The sequence below is a fragment of the Methylobacterium radiodurans genome, assembly GCF_003173735.1.
GTDB lineage: Bacteria > Pseudomonadota > Alphaproteobacteria > Rhizobiales > Beijerinckiaceae > Methylobacterium > Methylobacterium radiodurans.
The window spans coordinates 2,654,584-2,670,078 of record NZ_CP029551.1 but is presented as its reverse complement, the minus strand read 5'-3'; the positions used below and the strand labels follow the sequence as shown (position 1 = coordinate 2,670,078).

The 15,495-nt window shown below is 70.6% G+C and carries 19 protein-coding genes; 7 read left to right on the top strand and 12 right to left on the bottom strand.

Annotated elements, in window-relative coordinates:
• Positions 1-222 precede the first annotated feature (222 nt).
• A complete protein-coding gene (locus DK427_RS12325) occupies positions 223-561 on the top strand; it encodes a DUF6460 domain-containing protein (RefSeq protein ID WP_109951517.1) in 339 nt (112 codons plus the stop codon).
• Between the two features lie 275 nt (positions 562-836).
• Here DK427_RS12325 and hemC read toward each other — a convergent pair whose 3' ends face one another.
• From hemC to kdoO, 3 genes are read right to left on the bottom strand one after another with little or no spacing between them, the layout of a single operon-like run.
• Entirely contained in the window at positions 837-1,760 is a 924-nt protein-coding gene (gene hemC, locus DK427_RS12320; RefSeq protein WP_109951516.1) for a hydroxymethylbilane synthase, read from the bottom strand.
• Between the two features lie 7 nt (positions 1,761-1,767).
• Positions 1,768-2,067 (bottom strand): antibiotic biosynthesis monooxygenase family protein, encoded by a 300-nt coding sequence (locus tag DK427_RS12315; protein ID WP_109951515.1) that lies wholly within the window; start codon positions 2,065-2,067, stop codon positions 1,768-1,770.
• Between the two features lie 12 nt (positions 2,068-2,079).
• Positions 2,080-2,937, bottom strand: a complete 858-nt coding sequence (gene kdoO, locus DK427_RS12310; protein WP_109951514.1) for a Kdo hydroxylase KdoO — start codon at positions 2,935-2,937, stop codon at positions 2,080-2,082.
• Between the two features lie 227 nt (positions 2,938-3,164).
• On the opposite strand from kdoO, the gene DK427_RS12305 reads away from it, so the two are divergent.
• Both DK427_RS12305 and DK427_RS12300 read left to right on the top strand, forming a co-directional pair.
• Positions 3,165-3,632 carry an RNA polymerase subunit sigma-70 gene (locus DK427_RS12305; RefSeq protein ID WP_109951513.1) on the top strand — a complete coding sequence of 156 codons (468 nt, stop codon included), beginning with the start codon at positions 3,165-3,167 and terminating at the stop codon, positions 3,630-3,632.
• A gap of 125 nt (positions 3,633-3,757) precedes the next feature.
• Complete coding sequence (locus tag DK427_RS12300; protein WP_109951512.1) at positions 3,758-4,057, top strand: hypothetical protein; 300 nt, start codon at positions 3,758-3,760, stop codon at positions 4,055-4,057.
• Positions 4,058-4,116: 59 nt separating this feature from the next.
• Here DK427_RS12300 and DK427_RS12295 read toward each other — a convergent pair whose 3' ends face one another.
• Positions 4,117-4,584, bottom strand: coding sequence for an Hsp20 family protein (locus tag DK427_RS12295; RefSeq protein ID WP_109951511.1), 468 nt, complete (start codon positions 4,582-4,584; stop codon positions 4,117-4,119).
• 196 nt (positions 4,585-4,780) lie between these two features.
• On the opposite strand from DK427_RS12295, the gene DK427_RS12290 reads away from it, so the two are divergent.
• The gene (locus tag DK427_RS12290; RefSeq protein ID WP_109951510.1) at positions 4,781-5,845 is read left to right on the top strand and encodes an alpha/beta fold hydrolase; all 1,065 of its coding nucleotides are present in this window, start codon (positions 4,781-4,783) and stop codon (positions 5,843-5,845) included.
• A 22-nt stretch (positions 5,846-5,867) separates the two neighbouring features.
• Here DK427_RS12290 and DK427_RS12285 read toward each other — a convergent pair whose 3' ends face one another.
• The 6 genes from DK427_RS12285 to DK427_RS12265 form a co-directional block, all read right to left on the bottom strand.
• A complete protein-coding gene (locus DK427_RS12285) occupies positions 5,868-6,392 on the bottom strand; it encodes a SixA phosphatase family protein (protein WP_109951509.1) in 525 nt (174 codons plus the stop codon).
• On the bottom strand, positions 6,392-7,372 hold the full coding sequence (locus DK427_RS12280; protein ID WP_109951508.1) for an aldo/keto reductase: 981 nt from the start codon (positions 7,370-7,372) through the stop codon (positions 6,392-6,394). The genes DK427_RS12285 and DK427_RS12280 overlap by 1 nt, the downstream gene beginning before the upstream one ends.
• A gap of 67 nt (positions 7,373-7,439) precedes the next feature.
• The gene (locus DK427_RS12275) at positions 7,440-8,291 is read right to left on the bottom strand and encodes an AAA family ATPase (protein ID WP_109951507.1); all 852 of its coding nucleotides are present in this window, start codon (positions 8,289-8,291) and stop codon (positions 7,440-7,442) included.
• A gap of 84 nt (positions 8,292-8,375) precedes the next feature.
• Entirely contained in the window at positions 8,376-8,528 is a 153-nt protein-coding gene (locus DK427_RS26290; protein WP_162559778.1) for a hypothetical protein, read from the bottom strand.
• 219 nt (positions 8,529-8,747) lie between these two features.
• On the bottom strand, positions 8,748-9,395 hold the full coding sequence (locus DK427_RS12270) for a hypothetical protein (protein WP_109951506.1): 648 nt from the start codon (positions 9,393-9,395) through the stop codon (positions 8,748-8,750).
• The gene (locus DK427_RS12265; protein WP_245930911.1) at positions 9,392-10,624 is read right to left on the bottom strand and encodes a GumC domain-containing protein; all 1,233 of its coding nucleotides are present in this window, start codon (positions 10,622-10,624) and stop codon (positions 9,392-9,394) included. Before DK427_RS12265 ends, DK427_RS12270 begins: the two co-directional genes overlap by 4 nt.
• 307 nt (positions 10,625-10,931) lie before the next feature.
• Between DK427_RS12265 and DK427_RS12260 the strand changes: the two genes are divergently transcribed.
• On the top strand, positions 10,932-12,782 hold the full coding sequence (locus tag DK427_RS12260; protein ID WP_109951505.1) for a cation:proton antiporter domain-containing protein: 1,851 nt from the start codon (positions 10,932-10,934) through the stop codon (positions 12,780-12,782).
• Positions 12,783-12,832: 50 nt separating this feature from the next.
• Here DK427_RS12260 and DK427_RS12255 read toward each other — a convergent pair whose 3' ends face one another.
• Positions 12,833-13,246, bottom strand: coding sequence for a hypothetical protein (locus DK427_RS12255; RefSeq protein ID WP_109951504.1), 414 nt, complete (start codon positions 13,244-13,246; stop codon positions 12,833-12,835).
• Between the two features lie 235 nt (positions 13,247-13,481).
• On the opposite strand from DK427_RS12255, the gene DK427_RS12250 reads away from it, so the two are divergent.
• Both DK427_RS12250 and DK427_RS12245 read left to right on the top strand, forming a co-directional pair.
• Positions 13,482-14,657, top strand: a complete 1,176-nt coding sequence (locus DK427_RS12250; protein ID WP_109951503.1) for a vWA domain-containing protein — start codon at positions 13,482-13,484, stop codon at positions 14,655-14,657.
• Entirely contained in the window at positions 14,654-15,085 is a 432-nt protein-coding gene (locus tag DK427_RS12245) for a bleomycin resistance protein (protein WP_109951502.1), read from the top strand. The genes DK427_RS12250 and DK427_RS12245 overlap by 4 nt, the downstream gene beginning before the upstream one ends.
• Here the strand turns inward: DK427_RS12245 and DK427_RS12240 are convergent.
• On the bottom strand, positions 15,076-15,396 hold the full coding sequence (locus DK427_RS12240) for a 2Fe-2S iron-sulfur cluster-binding protein (protein WP_109951501.1): 321 nt from the start codon (positions 15,394-15,396) through the stop codon (positions 15,076-15,078). The two genes, DK427_RS12245 and DK427_RS12240, sit on opposite strands and share 10 nt — an antisense overlap.
• Positions 15,397-15,495: the final 99 nt, after the last annotated feature.

The following is a 15,495-nucleotide window of genomic DNA, read 5'->3' as shown; positions in this document are numbered from 1 at the left end:
GGGCGTGCGGCCCGCCTCTGTCGTGCGCGCCGTGTGCGGATATCTTGGCGGCTCAAGCTTGCGTTGCCATCTCGGCCAAGCCGGTGAAACCGCCCAACGCCCGAGCCGGAGGGGAGTTTCGTCGGGGGTGTGACGCGCGTGTCACGCTTCCGCCGGGTTCGGGGGCTCTTGAGTCGCATGATCCCGAATGGCACCGGACGCGAACACGAAGGTCGCAGGCAGATGATGGTCGAGCACGACAGGCACCGCGCGGGCGGACCGTACCAGGCCTATCCGGGCGAGCCCCATCGCGGCCGCGACAACGCCCTGCGCCGCTTCATCGGCGGCTCGCCGACGGCGGTGTTCCTGCGGCTTCTCTTCCTGTCGGTTCTCGTCGGCGCCTTCATGGCGATGCTCGGGCTCACGCCCGGGCAGCTGTTCTGGCACGCCTACGATTCGGCCCGCGCGCTGATCGACCTCGGCCTCGCGACCTTCCACGATTTCGGCGGCTGGATCCTGGCGGGCGCCGTGGTGGTGGTGCCGCTCTGGTTCATCTCGCGGTTGTTCTCCACGTCGAAGTAGACATCGCCCTCCGGAGTGGTGGCCGTGCGACTGGTTGATCAATCGCCACCTGTCCGCCCACCCCTCTCGCCTCTGCGGGAGCTGGTGGCCCGCGAAGCGGGCCGGGTGAGGGGGGCGACGGTGCGGAATAGGGCTCAGCCCTGCCTGAAGGCCGCGCCCCTTCCGGACGCTGGGTTCCCCTCACCCGACCCCTGCTGACGCAGGGGCCGCCCTCCCCCGCGGATGGGGAGGGAAATCGCGCCTCGTCTCCAGGACGTGACCGGGCCGCTCGCAGCCTATTGCAGGTGGCGCGTGTAGGTTTCGCCGGCTGCCGCCTTGAGCGCCGCGCCGGCCTCTCGGCCGATCGCCTCGGCGTCCGCCACCGCGCCGCCGCGCGTCACAGCCCAGTGCCGGCTGCCGTCCGGCAGGAAGAGCAGGCCGTCGAGTTGCAGCCGCTCGCCGTCGATCTTAGCCAGCGCCGCGATCGGCGTGCGGCAGGAGCCATCGAGCTCGGCCAGGAGCGCACGCTCGCAGCCGACCGCGATCGTCGTTCGGGCGCAGGCGACCGGCGCCAGCAGCGCCCGCACCGCAACGTCGTCCGCGCGGCACTCGATGCCGAGCGCCCCTTGCGCCACCGCCGGCAGCATGTCGTCGGTCTCCAGCACCGAGCGGGCCATGCCCTCCAGACCAAGCCGCTGCAGGCCAGCGATGGCGAGCAACGTCGCATCGCACTCGCCTGCCTCCAGCTTGCGCATGCGGGTGTTGGCGTTGCCCCGCAGCGGCACGATCTGCAGGTCCGGCCGGCGCATCAGCACCTGGGCGCCGCGCCGCAGCGAGGAGGTGCCGACGCGCGCGCCGGGTTTTAGCCCCGCGAACCCGTCCGCGTGGGGCGACAGGAAGGCGTCGCGCGGGTCGTCGCGCTCCAGGATGCAGGCGATCACCAGCCCGTCCGGCAGCCAGGTCTCGACGTCCTTCATCGAGTGGACGGCCACATCCACCTCGTCGGCGAAGAGCGCCTGCTCCAGCTCCTTGGTGAACAGCCCCTTGCCGCCGATCTCCGACAGCGGACGGTCCAGCACTTTGTCGGCCACTGTGGTCACCACGACGATCTCGGTCTCCAGACCGGGATTGGCTGCGACGATGCGGTCGCGGACCATGCCGGTCTGGGCGAGCGCCATCGGGCTGCCGCGGGTGCCGATGCGCAAGGGGCGGTTCAGCATCGGATCCTCAGAAGGCCTGGAGCACGAGCTCGGTGTGCTCGACGCTGGGCGGCGCCTCGAAGCAGGGCGAGACGATGGCGCGGTAGTCCTTCCAGGCCTGCGAGCCGGTGAAGTCCTGCGTGTGCGCCTCCAGCGTCTCCCACTCGATCAGCAGGCGGTAGCGCTGCGGCTTCTCGACCGAGCGGCGCACATTGAAGCTGACGCAGCCCTTGGCGGCGCGGAAGATCTCGGAGGCGCGCTTGATGCCGGTTTCGAACTCGGCCTCCATGCCGGGCTTCACGTCGATCTGGGCGATCTCGAGGATCATCGAGGCACTCTCCTAGAGCAGCGAGCGGCCGAGCTTGGCCGCCAGGATGCGCTGCGGGCTCTTGGACGGGTCGGCCTGGGCGGCGACCGGCAGGTAGGCGGTCTGCTCCAGCATGTACTGGCCGCCCATCGCCCCGTGCATCACGAGGTCCGAGAAGGTGACCCAGGTCTGGCCGGGCAGGAAGTTCACGTCGGCCTGCGGGGCGCTCGCCTGGTAGGCCTCGTCCTGCTTCAGGGCGTCGTGCAGGTGCAGCATCAGGTGGTCGTACTCCGAGCGCCGCGCCTTGGTGATGCGGAGCGCCGCTAGCAGCTTGGCCGAGAGCGGCGAGTAGCCCGGTAGCCGCGGCAGAAACTTCTCGGCCATCGAGCCGAAATCCTCGCCGACGCGCCAGCGCCGCGGCTGGCCGCTCGGGTTGATGTTGCGGAAGACGCGCAGGATGCGCTTCTCGCCGATCGGGTTCGACGGGAAGGCGTCGACGTGCAGCCGCGTGTCGTCGCGGCGCCAGCTGAGCTTGCGCCTGTCGACGTCGAAGGGCCGGTAGGACGTGCCGGCAAAGCTCACCCGGCCGATATAGTCCGGCAGGTAACGGTCCACGATGCCCTCCGCGAACTTGCGGTAGCGCACGAGAAGCTGGCGCAGGGCCTCCTGCTCCTCCGGCGTGCCGGCCGCCCCGCGCAGTTCCGCCTCCGCGCCACGGATGTTGACGTTCTTGGCCTTGCCGTCGGCGAAGGGGCGTTCGACGAAGCGCCGCTCGAAATCGCTGAACGGGAAGTCGAGGTCGGGGAAGAGCAGGACCGCGCCGTCCTCCAGCGCCGCCGCGAGCGAGCGCGGGGCGTCCGACTGCGAGACGGTGAGGATGGGGCTGATCATGTCCCGGACGACTCCTGCCGCTGTCACGCCGCGTGAACGGATCCGGGATGTAGCCGAGCAACCGCCGCGGCGCCAGCGAACCGATTTAGCGGTGGATGACGAAGCGATCCGCATCGCGCCCGGAGCGCGGCGCCCGCGCACGGGTTGCGCAACCGGGGCCGGATCCGGCACGTTCGAGGAATGTTCCGGGTGCCCGGCACCCCTTCCGGTGACGCGAGAGATCGTCGATGGCGACGCTGAAGGAATTCGAGGAGGCCCTGCGCGAGCACGGCATGAACATGGCGCTCGCGCTCCTCGAACGGCTGCGCGAGCGCGACCGCGCCACCCGCACGGTGAAGCCCGCCCGCCGTCTCACGGGCCAGAAGATGACGCCCGAGCTCGCCCGGACGATCCTCGACCTGCACGCCACCACCGGCATGACCCAGCAGGAGATCGCCTTCAAGGTCGGCGTCAACCAGGGCCGGGTCAACGAGGTGCTCAAGCGCGGCAAGTGGCTCAGCGACGATCCGCAGGCACCCGAGGCGGTCGCCCGCGACAAGGCCAAGGAGCGGATGGCGAAGTCCCACACGCCGCGCGGCTCGGCGGGCACCGAGGCCCGAGCCGCGTCCAAACCCCGCAAGGCGGCCGCGAAGGAGCGCAAGGCCCCTACCCCGAGCCGGGGCAACCAGGGCCAGCTCGCGCTGGGGGATTTCTGAGACCGAGTCCGCTCGATCCGCGCGGGCGTCGGCGCGATCGGTCGGCAGCTTCGTGATGCCGGTGGTCCGGAAACCTGCATCCGCCTCGGCGTTCCCCTCCTGCCCGACAGGGAGCGGGATCGCCCATGCGCCACGTCCTCACCGCCCTTCTGCTGACCGTCACCGCGAGCGCCGCGAGCGCGCAGGGGCGGCCGGACACCACGACGATGACCTGCAAGCAGGCCCGCGCCACCGTGCTCCGCGCGGGCGCCATCGTGCTCGGCACCGGCGGGCCCACCTACGACCGCTACGTCCGCGACCGCAATTTCTGCGCGCCGACCGAGGTGACCCGGGCGGGCTTCGTGCCCACTCGCGACACGCCGCGCTGCTTCGTGGGTTACACCTGCTTCGAGCCGGGCGTCGGCGACTGGTTCGGCGATTTCTGAGGGCACACGAAAACGCCCCGGCCGGTGGCCGGGGCGCTCCCTCACGCGGTTCTGACGGATCAGGCCGCCTGCTGCACCTCACCCTCGATCGCCTCGGGCTTGCGGCCGCTGGCGATCTGGATCTGGCGCGGCTTCTTCGCCTCCGGAATCTCGCGCACGAGATCGATGTGGAGGAGGCCGTTCTCCAGCGCCGCGCCCGTCACCTGGACGTAGTCGGCGAGCTGGAACCGGCGCTCGAAACCGCGGGCGGCGATGCCCTGGTGCAGCACTTCCACGCGGCGGGCCGTGTCGCCCTTGCGCTCGCCCTTCAGGGTCAGCGCGTTCTCCTTGACCTCGATCGACAGATCGGCCTCGGTGAAGCCGGCGACCGCGACGGTGATCCGGTACGCGTTCTCGCCGGTGCGCTCGATGTTGTAGGGCGGATAGCTCGGGACGCTGTCGGCGCTGACGAACTGGTCGAGGGCCGAGAACAGCCGGTCGAAGCCGACGGTGGAGCGGTAGAGGGGAGCAAGATCGAACTGACGCATAACATATCCTCCGTGGAGCAACATGCTTCTCTGCATTCACGCTGGTCCGCCCGAGGGCCGGACCGTTGTCGTGCCGCCGTCTGGCCGGCACATCCTGGATATCGTGGCGGCCCGATCTGCCTTCAAGAGCCGCGAGGCCGCGGAACAGGTCGTCGCGACGATTTTTTCGCACTCCCTCGCTTGAGCTGACCCGCCGATGCTGACGCTCGACTCCACGCCCGACAATCCAGTCCCACCCGGAGGTACGCTGATCGGTGTCCGCACCCAGGACGGTCTGACTCTGCGGGCGGCCTACTGGCGCGCGCCGGCCCGGCGCCACAAGGGGACGGTCTGCCTGCTTCAGGGCCGGGCCGAGTTCATCGAGAAGTACTACGAGGTGATCCGCGAGCTGATCGCCCGCGGCTTCGGCGTGGTCGCCTTCGACTGGCGCGGCCAGGGCGAGTCCGGCCGGCAGGTCGGCGATCCGCGCAAGGGTCACGTGGCGCGCTTCGACGATTACCGCCTCGATCTCAAGGCGATCGAGGACAGCGTGCTCCTGCCGCTGATGCCCGAGCCCTACCATTGCCTCGCCCACTCGATGGGCGGCTGCATCGCCTTCACGGGCGCGGCCGAGGGCTGGCTGCCCTTCGGCCGCATCGTCACCGTGGCGCCGATGCTGTCGATCCGCATGGTCGCGTGGCCGGGGGCGGCCTCGGCGCTCGCCCGCTCGCTCAAGGTGCTGGGGCTCGGCCGGGCCTTCGTGCCCCGCCTGTCGCACGTGCCCCCTTTCGGTGCGCTGATCGGGCTCGCGCGCCGCCTGCGCGGCCGTCCGCACGTGCCGCACGATCCCGGCGCCTCGATCGCCACGATGCCGTTTCCCGGCAACCGGCTCTCGCGCGATCCGGTCCGCTACGCCCGGAACGCCGCGGCCGCGCGGGCGGTCGGCGCCGGGGCGGTGGGTGATCCGACCGTGGCGTGGCTCGCCGGCGCCTTCCGGGCGATGGCGCGCTTGCGCGACCCGCGGATGCCGGCCCGTATCGCGACGCCGACCCTGATCCTCGGGGCCGGCGCCGACCCGGTCTGCGGCACGCCGGCCACCGAGCGTTTCGCCGCCCGGCTCAAGGCCGGCATGATCCTAGTGCTGCCGGACGCCCGGCACGAGATCCTGCACGAGCGCGAACCGATCCGTGAGGATTTTTGGGCCGCCTTCGACGCCTTCGTGCCGGGCAGCCCGGTGCCGCAGGCGGAGGGCGACGCGCGGCGATCGTTGGCCGCGGTGTAGCACCCTCCCCTGCGCCGGCCCCTCAGTCGTCGGCGTCCGGATCGAGGTCCTTCGGCTTGACGAAGCGCTCCAGCCGCCCGGTGCCGCCGGCGATGTCGGCCCAATGGTCGGCCTCGAAGTCGATCACCGCGAGCGCCGCCGTGGGGAACTGCGTGGCGAGGCGCCTCCGCTCGGCCTTCGGGCCGCTGCCGACGACCTCCGTGGCGAAGTCCTGCAGGCCCGGGTTGTGGCCGACGACGAGGAGCGTGCCGGCATGGTCGGGCGCGCCGCGCACGACGTCGAGGATCTGCGCCGCGTACGCCTCGTAGAGCGCCGGGATGGTCTCGCCCGGATTGCCGTCAAGGGGCACCCGCACGGCGTCCCACGTCTCCAGGGTGCGCCGAGAGGGCGAGACCAGCACGTGGTCCGGCCGCAGGCCCGCTTCCGCGATATAGGCGCCCATCCGCGGCGCGGCCTGCCGGCCGCGCGGGTTGAGCGGCCGGTCGAGATCGGCCACCCCGGGCGGCCGATCGGACTTGGCGTGGCGCAGGAGGATCAGGCGGCGCATCAACGGAATCCCACGACGGCGTGCGGAACGTAAGGAGCTTCGAGGGCGGCGATCTCGTCCGCCGTGAGCCGGAGGTCGAGCGCCGCGACCGCGTCGTCGAGGTGCTGCGGCTTGGAGGCGCCGACGATCGGGGCGGCGACGTTCGGCTGCGCCAGCACCCAGGCCAGCGCCGCCTGCGCGCGGGGCACGCCGCGGGCCTCGGCGACGCGCGCCACCGCCTCGACCACCTTGCGGTCGGCCTCCATCGTCGCGCCGTACAGGTTCTTGCCGACCTCGTCGGTCTCCTGCCGGGCGGAGGCCGCGTCCCAGGGCCGGGTGAGCCGGCCGCGGGCGAGCGGGCTCCAGGGCAGCAGCGCCACGCCCTGATCGACGCAGAACGGGATCATCTCGCGCTCCTCCTCGCGGTGGAGCAGGTTGAGGTGGTTCTGCATCGTGGCGAAGCGCGTCCAGCCGTGCCGGTCGGCAGTGAACTGGGCCTTGGCGAACTGCCACGCATACATCGAGGAGGCGCCGATGGTGCGCGCCTTGCCGGCCTTCACGACGTCGTGCAGCGCCTCCAGCGTCACCTCGATCGGCGTGCCGTAGTCCCAGCGGTGGATCTGGTAGAGATCGACGTAGTCGGTACCGAGCCGTTTCAGCGAGGCGTCGATGGCCTGGAAGATCGCCTTGCGGGAGAGACCGCCCGCGTTCGGCGCGTCGGTGAGCGGGTAGTAGACCTTGGTGGCCATCACGATGTCGTCGCGGCGGGCGAAGTCCTTCAGCGCGCGGCCGACGATCTCCTCCGAGGTGCCGTCCGAGTAGTAGTTCGCCGTGTCGAAGAAGTTGATCCCGAGGTCGAGCGCCCGGCGGATCAGCGGCCGGCTCTCGGCCTCCGGCATGGTCCAGGGATGGGGCCCGCGCTCCGGCACGCCGTAGGTCATGCAGCCGAGGCAGATCGGCGATACGTCGAGGCCGGTGCGGCCGAGTTTCTTCGTCTTCATGGGCTGGCTCCGCTCGTCCCCCGCGTCCGGGCCGGTATCTGGGCCGCGCTCTCGCAAATGCGAGGCCTCAGCCGCCGCGGCTCTCGCGCCGCATCATGAAGGCGAGCTTCTCGAACAGGCTGACGTCCTGCTCGTTCTTCAGGAGCGCGCCGTGCAGCGGCGGGATCAGCTTGCGGCCATCGCGCTCGCGCAGGGTCTCGGGCGCGATGTCCTCGGAGACGAGGAGCTTCAGCCAGTCGAGCAGCTCCGAGGTCGAGGGCTTCTTCTTGAGGCCCGGCACCTCGCGCGTCTCCAGGAAGACCCGCAGAGCCTCCTCGACCAGCCGGTGCTTGATGCCCGGATAGTGCACATCGACGATGCGCTTGAGCGTCTCGGCGTCCGGGAACTGGATGTAGTGGAAGAAGCAGCGCCGCAGGAAGGCGTCCGGCAGCTCCTTCTCGTTGTTCGAGGTGATGATCACGACCGGCCTTTGGCGGGCCTGCACCGTCTCGCCGGTCTCGTAGACGTGGAACTCCATCCGGTCGAGTTCGGTCAGCAAGTCGTTCGGGAACTCGATGTCGGCCTTGTCGATCTCGTCGATCAGCAGGACCGGGCGTTCGTCGGCCGCGAAGGCCTCCCAGAGCTTGCCGCGCCGGATGTAGTTCGCGATGTCGGAGACCCGGGGGTCGCCGAGCTGCGAGTCGCGCAGGCGCGAGACCGCGTCGTACTCGTAGAGGCCCTGCTGCGCCTTGGTGGTCGACTTGATGTTCCAGGTGAGCAGGCGCGCGCCGAGGCCCTTCGCGATCTCCTCCGCCAGCACCGTCTTGCCGGTGCCAGGCTCGCCCTTCACCAGGAGCGGACGCTCCAGCACGATCGCGGCGTTGACCGCCGCGGTCAGGTCCGGCGTCGCGACGTAGGTCTCTGTTCCGGTGAAGCGCATCCGCCCGTCCCCGCTGCTCTGGTCGAGAGCGTCCGAGTTAGGCGGCGCGTCGTCCAGGGGCAAGCGGCGCGGTTCCAGTCGTCCTCAGAGGTGGGGGGCCGCCGCGCGCAGCGAGGAGACCTTCGGGAGGCGCCAGACGTCGTCCTTGCTGGGGTGGGCCCTCAGCACGGCGTCCGCCGCGAGCGTCACCACCATCATCAGGATCGGCATGCCGACCAGCGTCCCAACCAGGATCATCTCCGCCCCCCGATGTCGCATTTAGCGATCAATAGAGATGATTGTTCTCGGAGGATGGTTAACGAAGTGTTAACACCGGCCATTCGTCAGCTCTGAGATCGCCGCCGCACCGCCTTCCCGCACGATCTGCAGGGAGGCGACTCGGGGCGGAGAGCAAGACCAAAACGCCCCGAGGATTGTGTCGCGCAGTTTGCTCTTTCAGGTATCGCCGGCCTCGTCTCAGACCTTCTTGGGATCGAACCAGATACAGCTCTTGGAGAGTTGCTGCAGGTTCAGCTGCGAGCTCGTCTGCGGCGCGACCTGGCCGTTGATGGCGATATTGACCTGGGTCAGCACGTCGCTGCCGAACTTCTGCGGGTGCGAGAAGTAGCAGTACTGTGATTCCGGTACCTTCTCGTCGCCCTTGAACTGCCAGCCGGTGACGATGTTGCCGTCGAGATAGGGCACCGCCTTGAACACCGTGAAGGTGGTGCGCACGGCCGCGTTCCCGTCCTCGCCCTTCGACTGGGCCGCCACAACCTGGGCGATGTCCGGCCGGGTCTGGGGCTGGGCCACCACGGGCTGGTCGAGCTTCAGCACGTTGTCGGTCAGCGTGACCTCGCCCTTGGTCTTGATCGTCACGTCCGAGAGCGCCGCCTGCAACGCCTGGGCGATGCGCTCGGCGGCCGACTCGTACTGGCTGAGATAGGCCCAGCCATAGGCGCCCGCCCCGATGCCGATACCGGCGAGCGCGACGAAGGTCCCGGCGCCGGCCGCCCGCAGCAGGAAGGCGCGCGCGGCCACCATGCGGGCCTCCGCCCGCAGACGGCCGTTGACATGCTGGGCCAGCACGACGTTCTCGGGGGTGCCCGCGGCGTGGATTGTCATGCACCGGCTCCGGCGCTGGCGGTGACAGGAGGCTGGACGGGCCCTTGCGTGCCCGCGTGGGCACCCGCATGTGCGGCAGGCTGGCGCCGGTCGAGCGGGATCACGGCGCCGGAGGGCGCCTCACGCTGGGGCTTGGCCTGCGCCAGCCCGATCTCCTGGCGCAGGCCCTCTGTCAACTGGTCGATCAGGTAGGGGCTCGCGGCCGGGTCGATCGTCGCGCCGAGGTCGTCCTCGTCCATGAAGGTCTTGCGCACCGAGACCGCCGAGAGCGCCAGGATGGTCGAGGCGAAGGCGGCGCAGAGCGCGGGCACAAAGACGAAGATGCGCAGGAAGGCGTGGACCTGCGCGTCGGTCACGTCGATCGGGTCGACGCCGTAGACCATCGCGGTGAAGGAGTGCAGCTGCGACCGGTTGACCGCGTTGCGGTAGGCCTGCTCGGCATCGGCCACGCGGCGGTCGGCCTGGCCGCGGTCGAGGGCGGCGCGGGCCTTGCGGGCCTCCTCCAGCTCCTTCGTGAGCGCCGCCCGGTCGGTGCCGGCCTTGGCGACGCTCGCCGCGAGCGTCTGGGTGCGCGGGTCGGTGACGCATTTCAGGTTCTGGTAGCGCACGCCGCGGCTGTTGGTGCCGAACACCTTCTCGCAGCGCTGGGCCGGCAGGCTCGCGAGCTGGGCGGCGTTCTCGGTGGAGCGCCTCTCGATCTGGTCGAGTTCGGTCGTGTATTGCTGCACCCGCGCGTCGGCGGCGGCGATCCGGTTGTCGAGGCTGGCGCGGTCGGCCTGCGCGTCCTTCAGCGCGGTCTTGGTGCGCGCCGCCTCCATCAGGCGGGGATGGAACATCATCTCGCCGAGCTGCGAGACCGATTTCGTGGTCACGCCCGCCGCGAAGATGATGCCCACGATGGCGAGCCCCCGCACGAACCACGACCGCTGCGTGCGGGCGAGGATGCCCAGCGGCACGCGGCACAGCTCCACCGCCGCGTAGACCAGCGGGGCCAGCAGCATGAAGTAGAAGGCGTGCCAGTCGCCGTCGCTGTAGACGCCCGCGAACAGCCACGCGCCCGCGAGCGAGGCGCCGATCACCATGAACTCGACGAGATACGCGATCGCGACGTAGCCCCACTTGATCCGGTAGCCCTTCTCGACGTCGCGCTCGTGCTTCCAGCGCTGGGACTCGAGCGACCATGCGCGTCGCTCGCGCTGGACGTCCCGGCTCGGAGGTGACTTCGACATGGGTTTCCCGGGGCTCGGACGACGCGACGAGGGCTTGAGCGAGGGCTTGAGCTTTACCGTTCGTTAACCGGCTGCGGTATGCGCATAATGTGCCGTTTTTGCGCCGCGGCCGCGGGATCCACCGAAAGAGCCGTGCGGTGGCCCATATGCCTCACCCCGCCTCGCGGGGCGGGTTGCCCGCGCGCCGCTCCCGTGAGATGCCGGACGGGCGCCCCGGCGGGGCGGGATTCCGGTTGCCCGGTGCCACCGGCCCGCCCATGATCCCGGCCGATGCAACCCTCGGATGCGGGGCCGGAACCGGAGCGCCATGCCAGAGGTCCATACCGGCTCCTACAAGGAGGCGATCCTCTTCCTCGTCACGGCGGGGATCGTGGTGCCGCTGTTCCACCGCCTGCGGATCAGCCCGGTGCTGGGCTTCATCGGGGCGGGCGCGCTGCTCGGACCCTTCGGCCTGGGCCGGCTCTCCGAGCAGTACGGCTGGGTCTCTCTCTTCACCATCGGCAACCGCACCGAGATCGCGCATCTCGCCGAGTTCGGCGTGATCTTCCTGATGTTCATGATTGGGATCGAGCTGTCCTGGGAGCGCCTGCGGACGCTCCGGCGGCTCGTCTTCGGCCTCGGCTCCCTTCAGGTGATCTGCTCGGCGCTCGTGATCGGCGCGATCCTGTTCGGCCTCAAGGTGCCGCTCGCGGGCGCCGTGATCGTGGGCATCGGGCTCGCGCTCTCCTCCACGGCGGTCGTGCTGCCGGTGCTGGCCGAGCAGAAGCGGCTGAACACCCCGACCGGCCGGGCGAGCTTCGCGGTCCTGCTGTTTCAGGATCTCGCCGTGGCTCCAGCCCTCTTCGCCATCGCGGTGCTGGGTCGCACCGACGGGGCCAATATGGGCGGCGCGCTCGCGCTCGCGCTCGCCCAGGCGGTGGTGGCGATCGTCCTCATCGTGGTGGCGGGGCGCCTGGCGCTGCGCCCGCTCTTCCAGCTCGTGGCGCGCACGAAGTCGACCGAGCTGTTCATGGCGGCGTGCCTCCTCGTCATCGTGGCGACGGCGCTCACCGCGGCGGCGAGCGGCCTCTCGATGACGCTCGGCGCGTTCGTCGCCGGCCTCCTGCTCGCCGAGACCGAGTATCGCCGGGCGATCGAGGCGACGATCGATCCATTCAAGGGCCTCCTGCTCGGCGTGTTCTTCGTCTCGGTCGGCATGAACCTCGACCCGGCCCAGCTGGTCGCCGCACCGGGCGCCATCCTCGGTCTGTCGCTCGCCCTCCTCCTGATCAAGGCGGTGGTGGTGCTGATGGCCGCCCCCGCCCTCAAGATCGCGCGGCCGGTCGCCCTGGAGACCGCGCTGCTCCTCGGTCCCGGCGGCGAGTTCGCCTTCGTGCTGATCGGCGGCGCGGTGGCGGGCGGCCTCGTGCCCGAGGAGGTCGGCGCGGCCGCGCTCATCGTTACCACGGTCAGCATGATCATGATCCCGGGCCTCGCCGCGCTCGGGCGCCGGATCGGCCAGCGCGCCGCCAAGAAGCAGCTCGGCCGGGCACGGGCCGAGCCGCCGCCGGACCGCCAGCAGAACCGGGTGATCGTCGCTGGCTACGGGCGCGTCGGCCGGCAGGTCGGCGAGATGCTGACCCGCCACAAGATCCCGTACATCGCCCTCGACGCGGATGCCGCCCGCGTCGCCGAGCAGCGCCGCCTCGGCAACCCGGTCTATTTCGGCGACTCGGCCAGCGCCGAGCTGCTGCGCCGCTGCGACATCGCCACGGCCCGCGCCCTCGTCGTCACCCTCGACAACCCGCGCGGCGTCGAGGCGGTGGTCGCCGCCGCCCGCGCGGAGCGGCCGGACCTGACCATCGTGGCCCGCGCCCGCGACGCCCGCCACGCCACCGCCCTCTACGACATGGGCGTGGACGACGCGGTGCCGGAGACGATCGAGGCCTCGCTCCAGCTCTCGGAGGCGGTGCTGGTCGATGTCGGTGTGCCGATGGGCCTCGTCATCGCCTCGATCCACGAGCGCCGCGACGAGTATCGCGCCATGCTGCGCCGGAAGGAATCCGACACCCGGCCGGTCTTCCGGGCTCGCCGGACGGTGGGCAAGCACGCCGAGCCGCGGGACGCGGCGCGCGAGGCGAAGGACCCGAAGGAGAAGCCCGTCAGCCGGACCGCGTGAGCGGCGCCGCTTTCCCTGCCCCGCAGAGGGGGCAGGGAAAGCGGCGCGCGTCAGGCCGGAGCTGCCTCGAACAGATCCTTCGGGATCTTGCGCCGCTGCGCCCTCCGCGGCCGCTCCTCAGGCTCGGCCCCTGCCGCGTAGCGGCAGCGATAGGTCACGGCGTCGGGCGGCCCCAGGCCGGTGTTCAGCGGCACCGTCACGGTGTCGCCGTCGAAGCGCCAGCCGCGGGCGCCCTTGTCCCAGTAGAGCCAGACCGTGCCCGGATGGCCCTCCAGCCGGAAGATCGCGGCCTTGCGCGTCATCGACTGGAGGTGGCGCGGCGCCAGCATGCCCTTGGCCCGGTAGGCCTCCTGCGTGGGCGCCGGCTGGCGCTCGATGAAGGTGTTGCGCACGATCTCGATCACGGCGCCGGGCCGGGCGAGAAACCGCTTGAAGTCGCGCATGTCGCGCAGGACAACAGACATCGCCGATCCCCCGCTCCGAGCCACGCCGCCGGAAAGCCGATCCTCAGGCCTCGACATCCCGATTGTGGCGCTGCCCGCATCAGCTTTCGTGACCGCGCGCGATGCGAATACGCCGCTATCAACAGGTCTTGGCGTCTATACACAGCAATTGGAGTGCCCGGCCGTGCGGGCCCGGGATGCGGATCGCGCGCCGCCCGCGCTTGACCCGGGCGCCCGGCCCGCGCGTTATCCGCCCATGCTGCTGCAGTTCTTCACCGCGCTCCGCGACGCGAAGGTACCCGTCACGCTCCGGGAATACCTGACGCTCCTCGACGCCCTCGACCGCGATCTCGCCGACAAGCGCGTCGAGGAGTTCTATTTCCTGGCCCGCACGGCGCTGGTCAAGGACGAGGGCCATCTCGACCGCTTCGACCGGGTTTTCGGAGAGGTCTTCCGCGGCCTGGAGAGCCTCGGCGAGGCGGTGGCGCCCGCCGCGATCCCCGAGGAATGGCTGCGCAAGCTCGTCGAGAAGCACCTCACGGAGGCCGAGAAGGCCGAGATCCGGGCGCTCGGCTGGGACAAGCTGTTCGAGACGCTGAAGCAGCGCCTCGCCGAGCAGAAGGGCCGGCATCAGGGCGGCTCGAAATGGATCGGCACCGGCGGCACCTCGCCCTTCGGCGCCTACGGCTACAATCCGGAGGGCGTGCGCATCGGCCAGGACGGCAACCGCAACTTCCGCGCGGTCAAGGTCTGGGACCGGCGCGACTTCCGCGATCTCGACGACACCGTGGAGCTCGGAGCCCGCAACGTCCGCGTGGCGCTCAGGCGGCTGCGCCGCTTCGCCCGCACGGGCGCGGCCGAAGAACTCGACCTCGACGGCACGATCCGAGCGAGTGCGCGCCAGGGCTATCTCGACGTGAAGCTGCGGCCGGAGCGCCGCAACGCCGTGAAGGTCATTCTCTTCCTCGACGTCGGCGGCTCGATGGACTGGCACATCGAGCTGGCCGAGACGCTGTTCTCGGCGGCGCGCTCCGAGTTCAAGCACCTCGCGCACTACTACTTCCACAACTGCCCCTACGAGGCGGTCTGGACCGAGAACGCCCGCCGCCACGACGACCGTACGCCGCTCCTCGACGTGATCCGCACCTACGGCCCGGACTACCGCCTCGTCTTCGTCGGCGACGCCTCGATGAGCCCCTACGAGATCGCGATGGCAGGCGGCTCGGTCGAGCACTGGAACGAGGAGCCGGGCGCGGCCTGGATGCAGCGCCTCCTCGACCACTTCCCGAAGGCGGCCTGGCTCAACCCGGTGCCGGAGGGGAACTGGGGCTACACCCAGTCGATCGGCATGATGCAGCGCCTCGTCGGCGGGCGGATGTTCCCGCTGACGCCGGACGGGATCGACCGCGCGACGCGGGCATTGCTCCGGTGACGGCGGACCGGGAGCCGGAGGGCGGGTTCGCCCCACTCGCGCCGGAACTCGACGTCACCGATCTGGACGCGAGCCTGCGTTTCTGGTGCGGGATCCTCGGTTTTCGGATCAGCTACGCCCGCCCTGAGGACGGCTTCGCCTATCTGGAGCGGGCCGGCGCGCAGGTCATGCTCTGCCGCCGCAACGGCAACTGGGAGACCGCGCCGCCGGAGCATCCTTTCGGCCGCGGTCTCAACCTGCAGATCGCCGTCGCGGCGCTCGACCCGCTCCTCGGTTGCCTGAAGGCGGCGGGATGGCCGCTGTTCCGCGAGGCGCACGCGGCCCGCTACCGGGTGGGCGACGGCGCCGTCGCCCTCCGCCAGTTCTTGGTGCAGGATCCGGACGGATACCTGCTGCGCTTCTCCGAGCGGCTGCCGCCTCAGCCCTGACGGGCCGGCGTGTGGACGGTCAGCCCGTCGAGCTCGGGCGTGATCTTGATCTGGCAGGAGAGGCGCGAGGTCGCCCGCACGTCGGAGGCGAAGTCGAGCATGTCCTGCTCCATGTCCTCGGCGGGGCCGACCTGCTCGGCCCACTCGTCCGCGACGTAGACGTGGCAGGTGGCGCAGGCGCAGGCGCCGCCGCACTCGGCGTCGATGCCCGGCACGTTGTTGCGCAGAGCCGTCTCCATCACGGTCGCGCCCACGCTGCCCTCGACGGTCCGGGCCGTACCGGCGGCGTCGATGTAGGTGATCTTGGGCATCTCAGGCTCCGGGGGTCGTCAGGCGTTGCGCCGATGGCTGTCGCCAAGGTCCGTCACAATGGTCCGTCGCACGGCGGCGCGCCTGCTTGGCGGCAGGGG

Coding starts and splice junctions, on each gene's coding strand:
- DK427_RS12315 (WP_109951515.1), bottom strand. CDS start 2,067: ATGATCCTCGAGATCGCCCAGATCGACGTGAAGCCCGGCATGGAGGCC.
- hemC (WP_109951516.1), bottom strand. CDS start 1,760: ATGCTGAACCGCCCCTTGCGCATCGGCACCCGCGGCAGCCCGATGGCG.
- DK427_RS12280 (WP_109951508.1), bottom strand. CDS start 7,372: ATGAAGACGAAGAAACTCGGCCGCACCGGCCTCGACGTATCGCCGATC.
- DK427_RS12325 (WP_109951517.1), top strand. CDS start 223: ATGATGGTCGAGCACGACAGGCACCGCGCGGGCGGACCGTACCAGGCC.
- DK427_RS12305 (WP_109951513.1), top strand. CDS start 3,165: ATGGCGACGCTGAAGGAATTCGAGGAGGCCCTGCGCGAGCACGGCATG.
- DK427_RS12250 (WP_109951503.1), top strand. CDS start 13,482: ATGCTGCTGCAGTTCTTCACCGCGCTCCGCGACGCGAAGGTACCCGTC.
- kdoO (WP_109951514.1), bottom strand. CDS start 2,937: ATGATCAGCCCCATCCTCACCGTCTCGCAGTCGGACGCCCCGCGCTCG.
- DK427_RS12290 (WP_109951510.1), top strand. CDS start 4,781: ATGCTGACGCTCGACTCCACGCCCGACAATCCAGTCCCACCCGGAGGT.
- DK427_RS12265 (WP_245930911.1), bottom strand. CDS start 10,624: ATGTCGAAGTCACCTCCGAGCCGGGACGTCCAGCGCGAGCGACGCGCA.
- DK427_RS26290 (WP_162559778.1), bottom strand. CDS start 8,528: ATGATCCTGGTTGGGACGCTGGTCGGCATGCCGATCCTGATGATGGTG.
- DK427_RS12285 (WP_109951509.1), bottom strand. CDS start 6,392: ATGCGCCGCCTGATCCTCCTGCGCCACGCCAAGTCCGATCGGCCGCCC.
- DK427_RS12295 (WP_109951511.1), bottom strand. CDS start 4,584: ATGCGTCAGTTCGATCTTGCTCCCCTCTACCGCTCCACCGTCGGCTTC.
- DK427_RS12240 (WP_109951501.1), bottom strand. CDS start 15,396: ATGCCCAAGATCACCTACATCGACGCCGCCGGTACGGCCCGGACCGTC.
- DK427_RS12255 (WP_109951504.1), bottom strand. CDS start 13,246: ATGTCTGTTGTCCTGCGCGACATGCGCGACTTCAAGCGGTTTCTCGCC.
- DK427_RS12270 (WP_109951506.1), bottom strand. CDS start 9,395: ATGACAATCCACGCCGCGGGCACCCCCGAGAACGTCGTGCTGGCCCAG.
- DK427_RS12300 (WP_109951512.1), top strand. CDS start 3,758: ATGCGCCACGTCCTCACCGCCCTTCTGCTGACCGTCACCGCGAGCGCC.
- DK427_RS12275 (WP_109951507.1), bottom strand. CDS start 8,291: ATGCGCTTCACCGGAACAGAGACCTACGTCGCGACGCCGGACCTGACC.
- DK427_RS12260 (WP_109951505.1), top strand. CDS start 10,932: ATGCCAGAGGTCCATACCGGCTCCTACAAGGAGGCGATCCTCTTCCTC.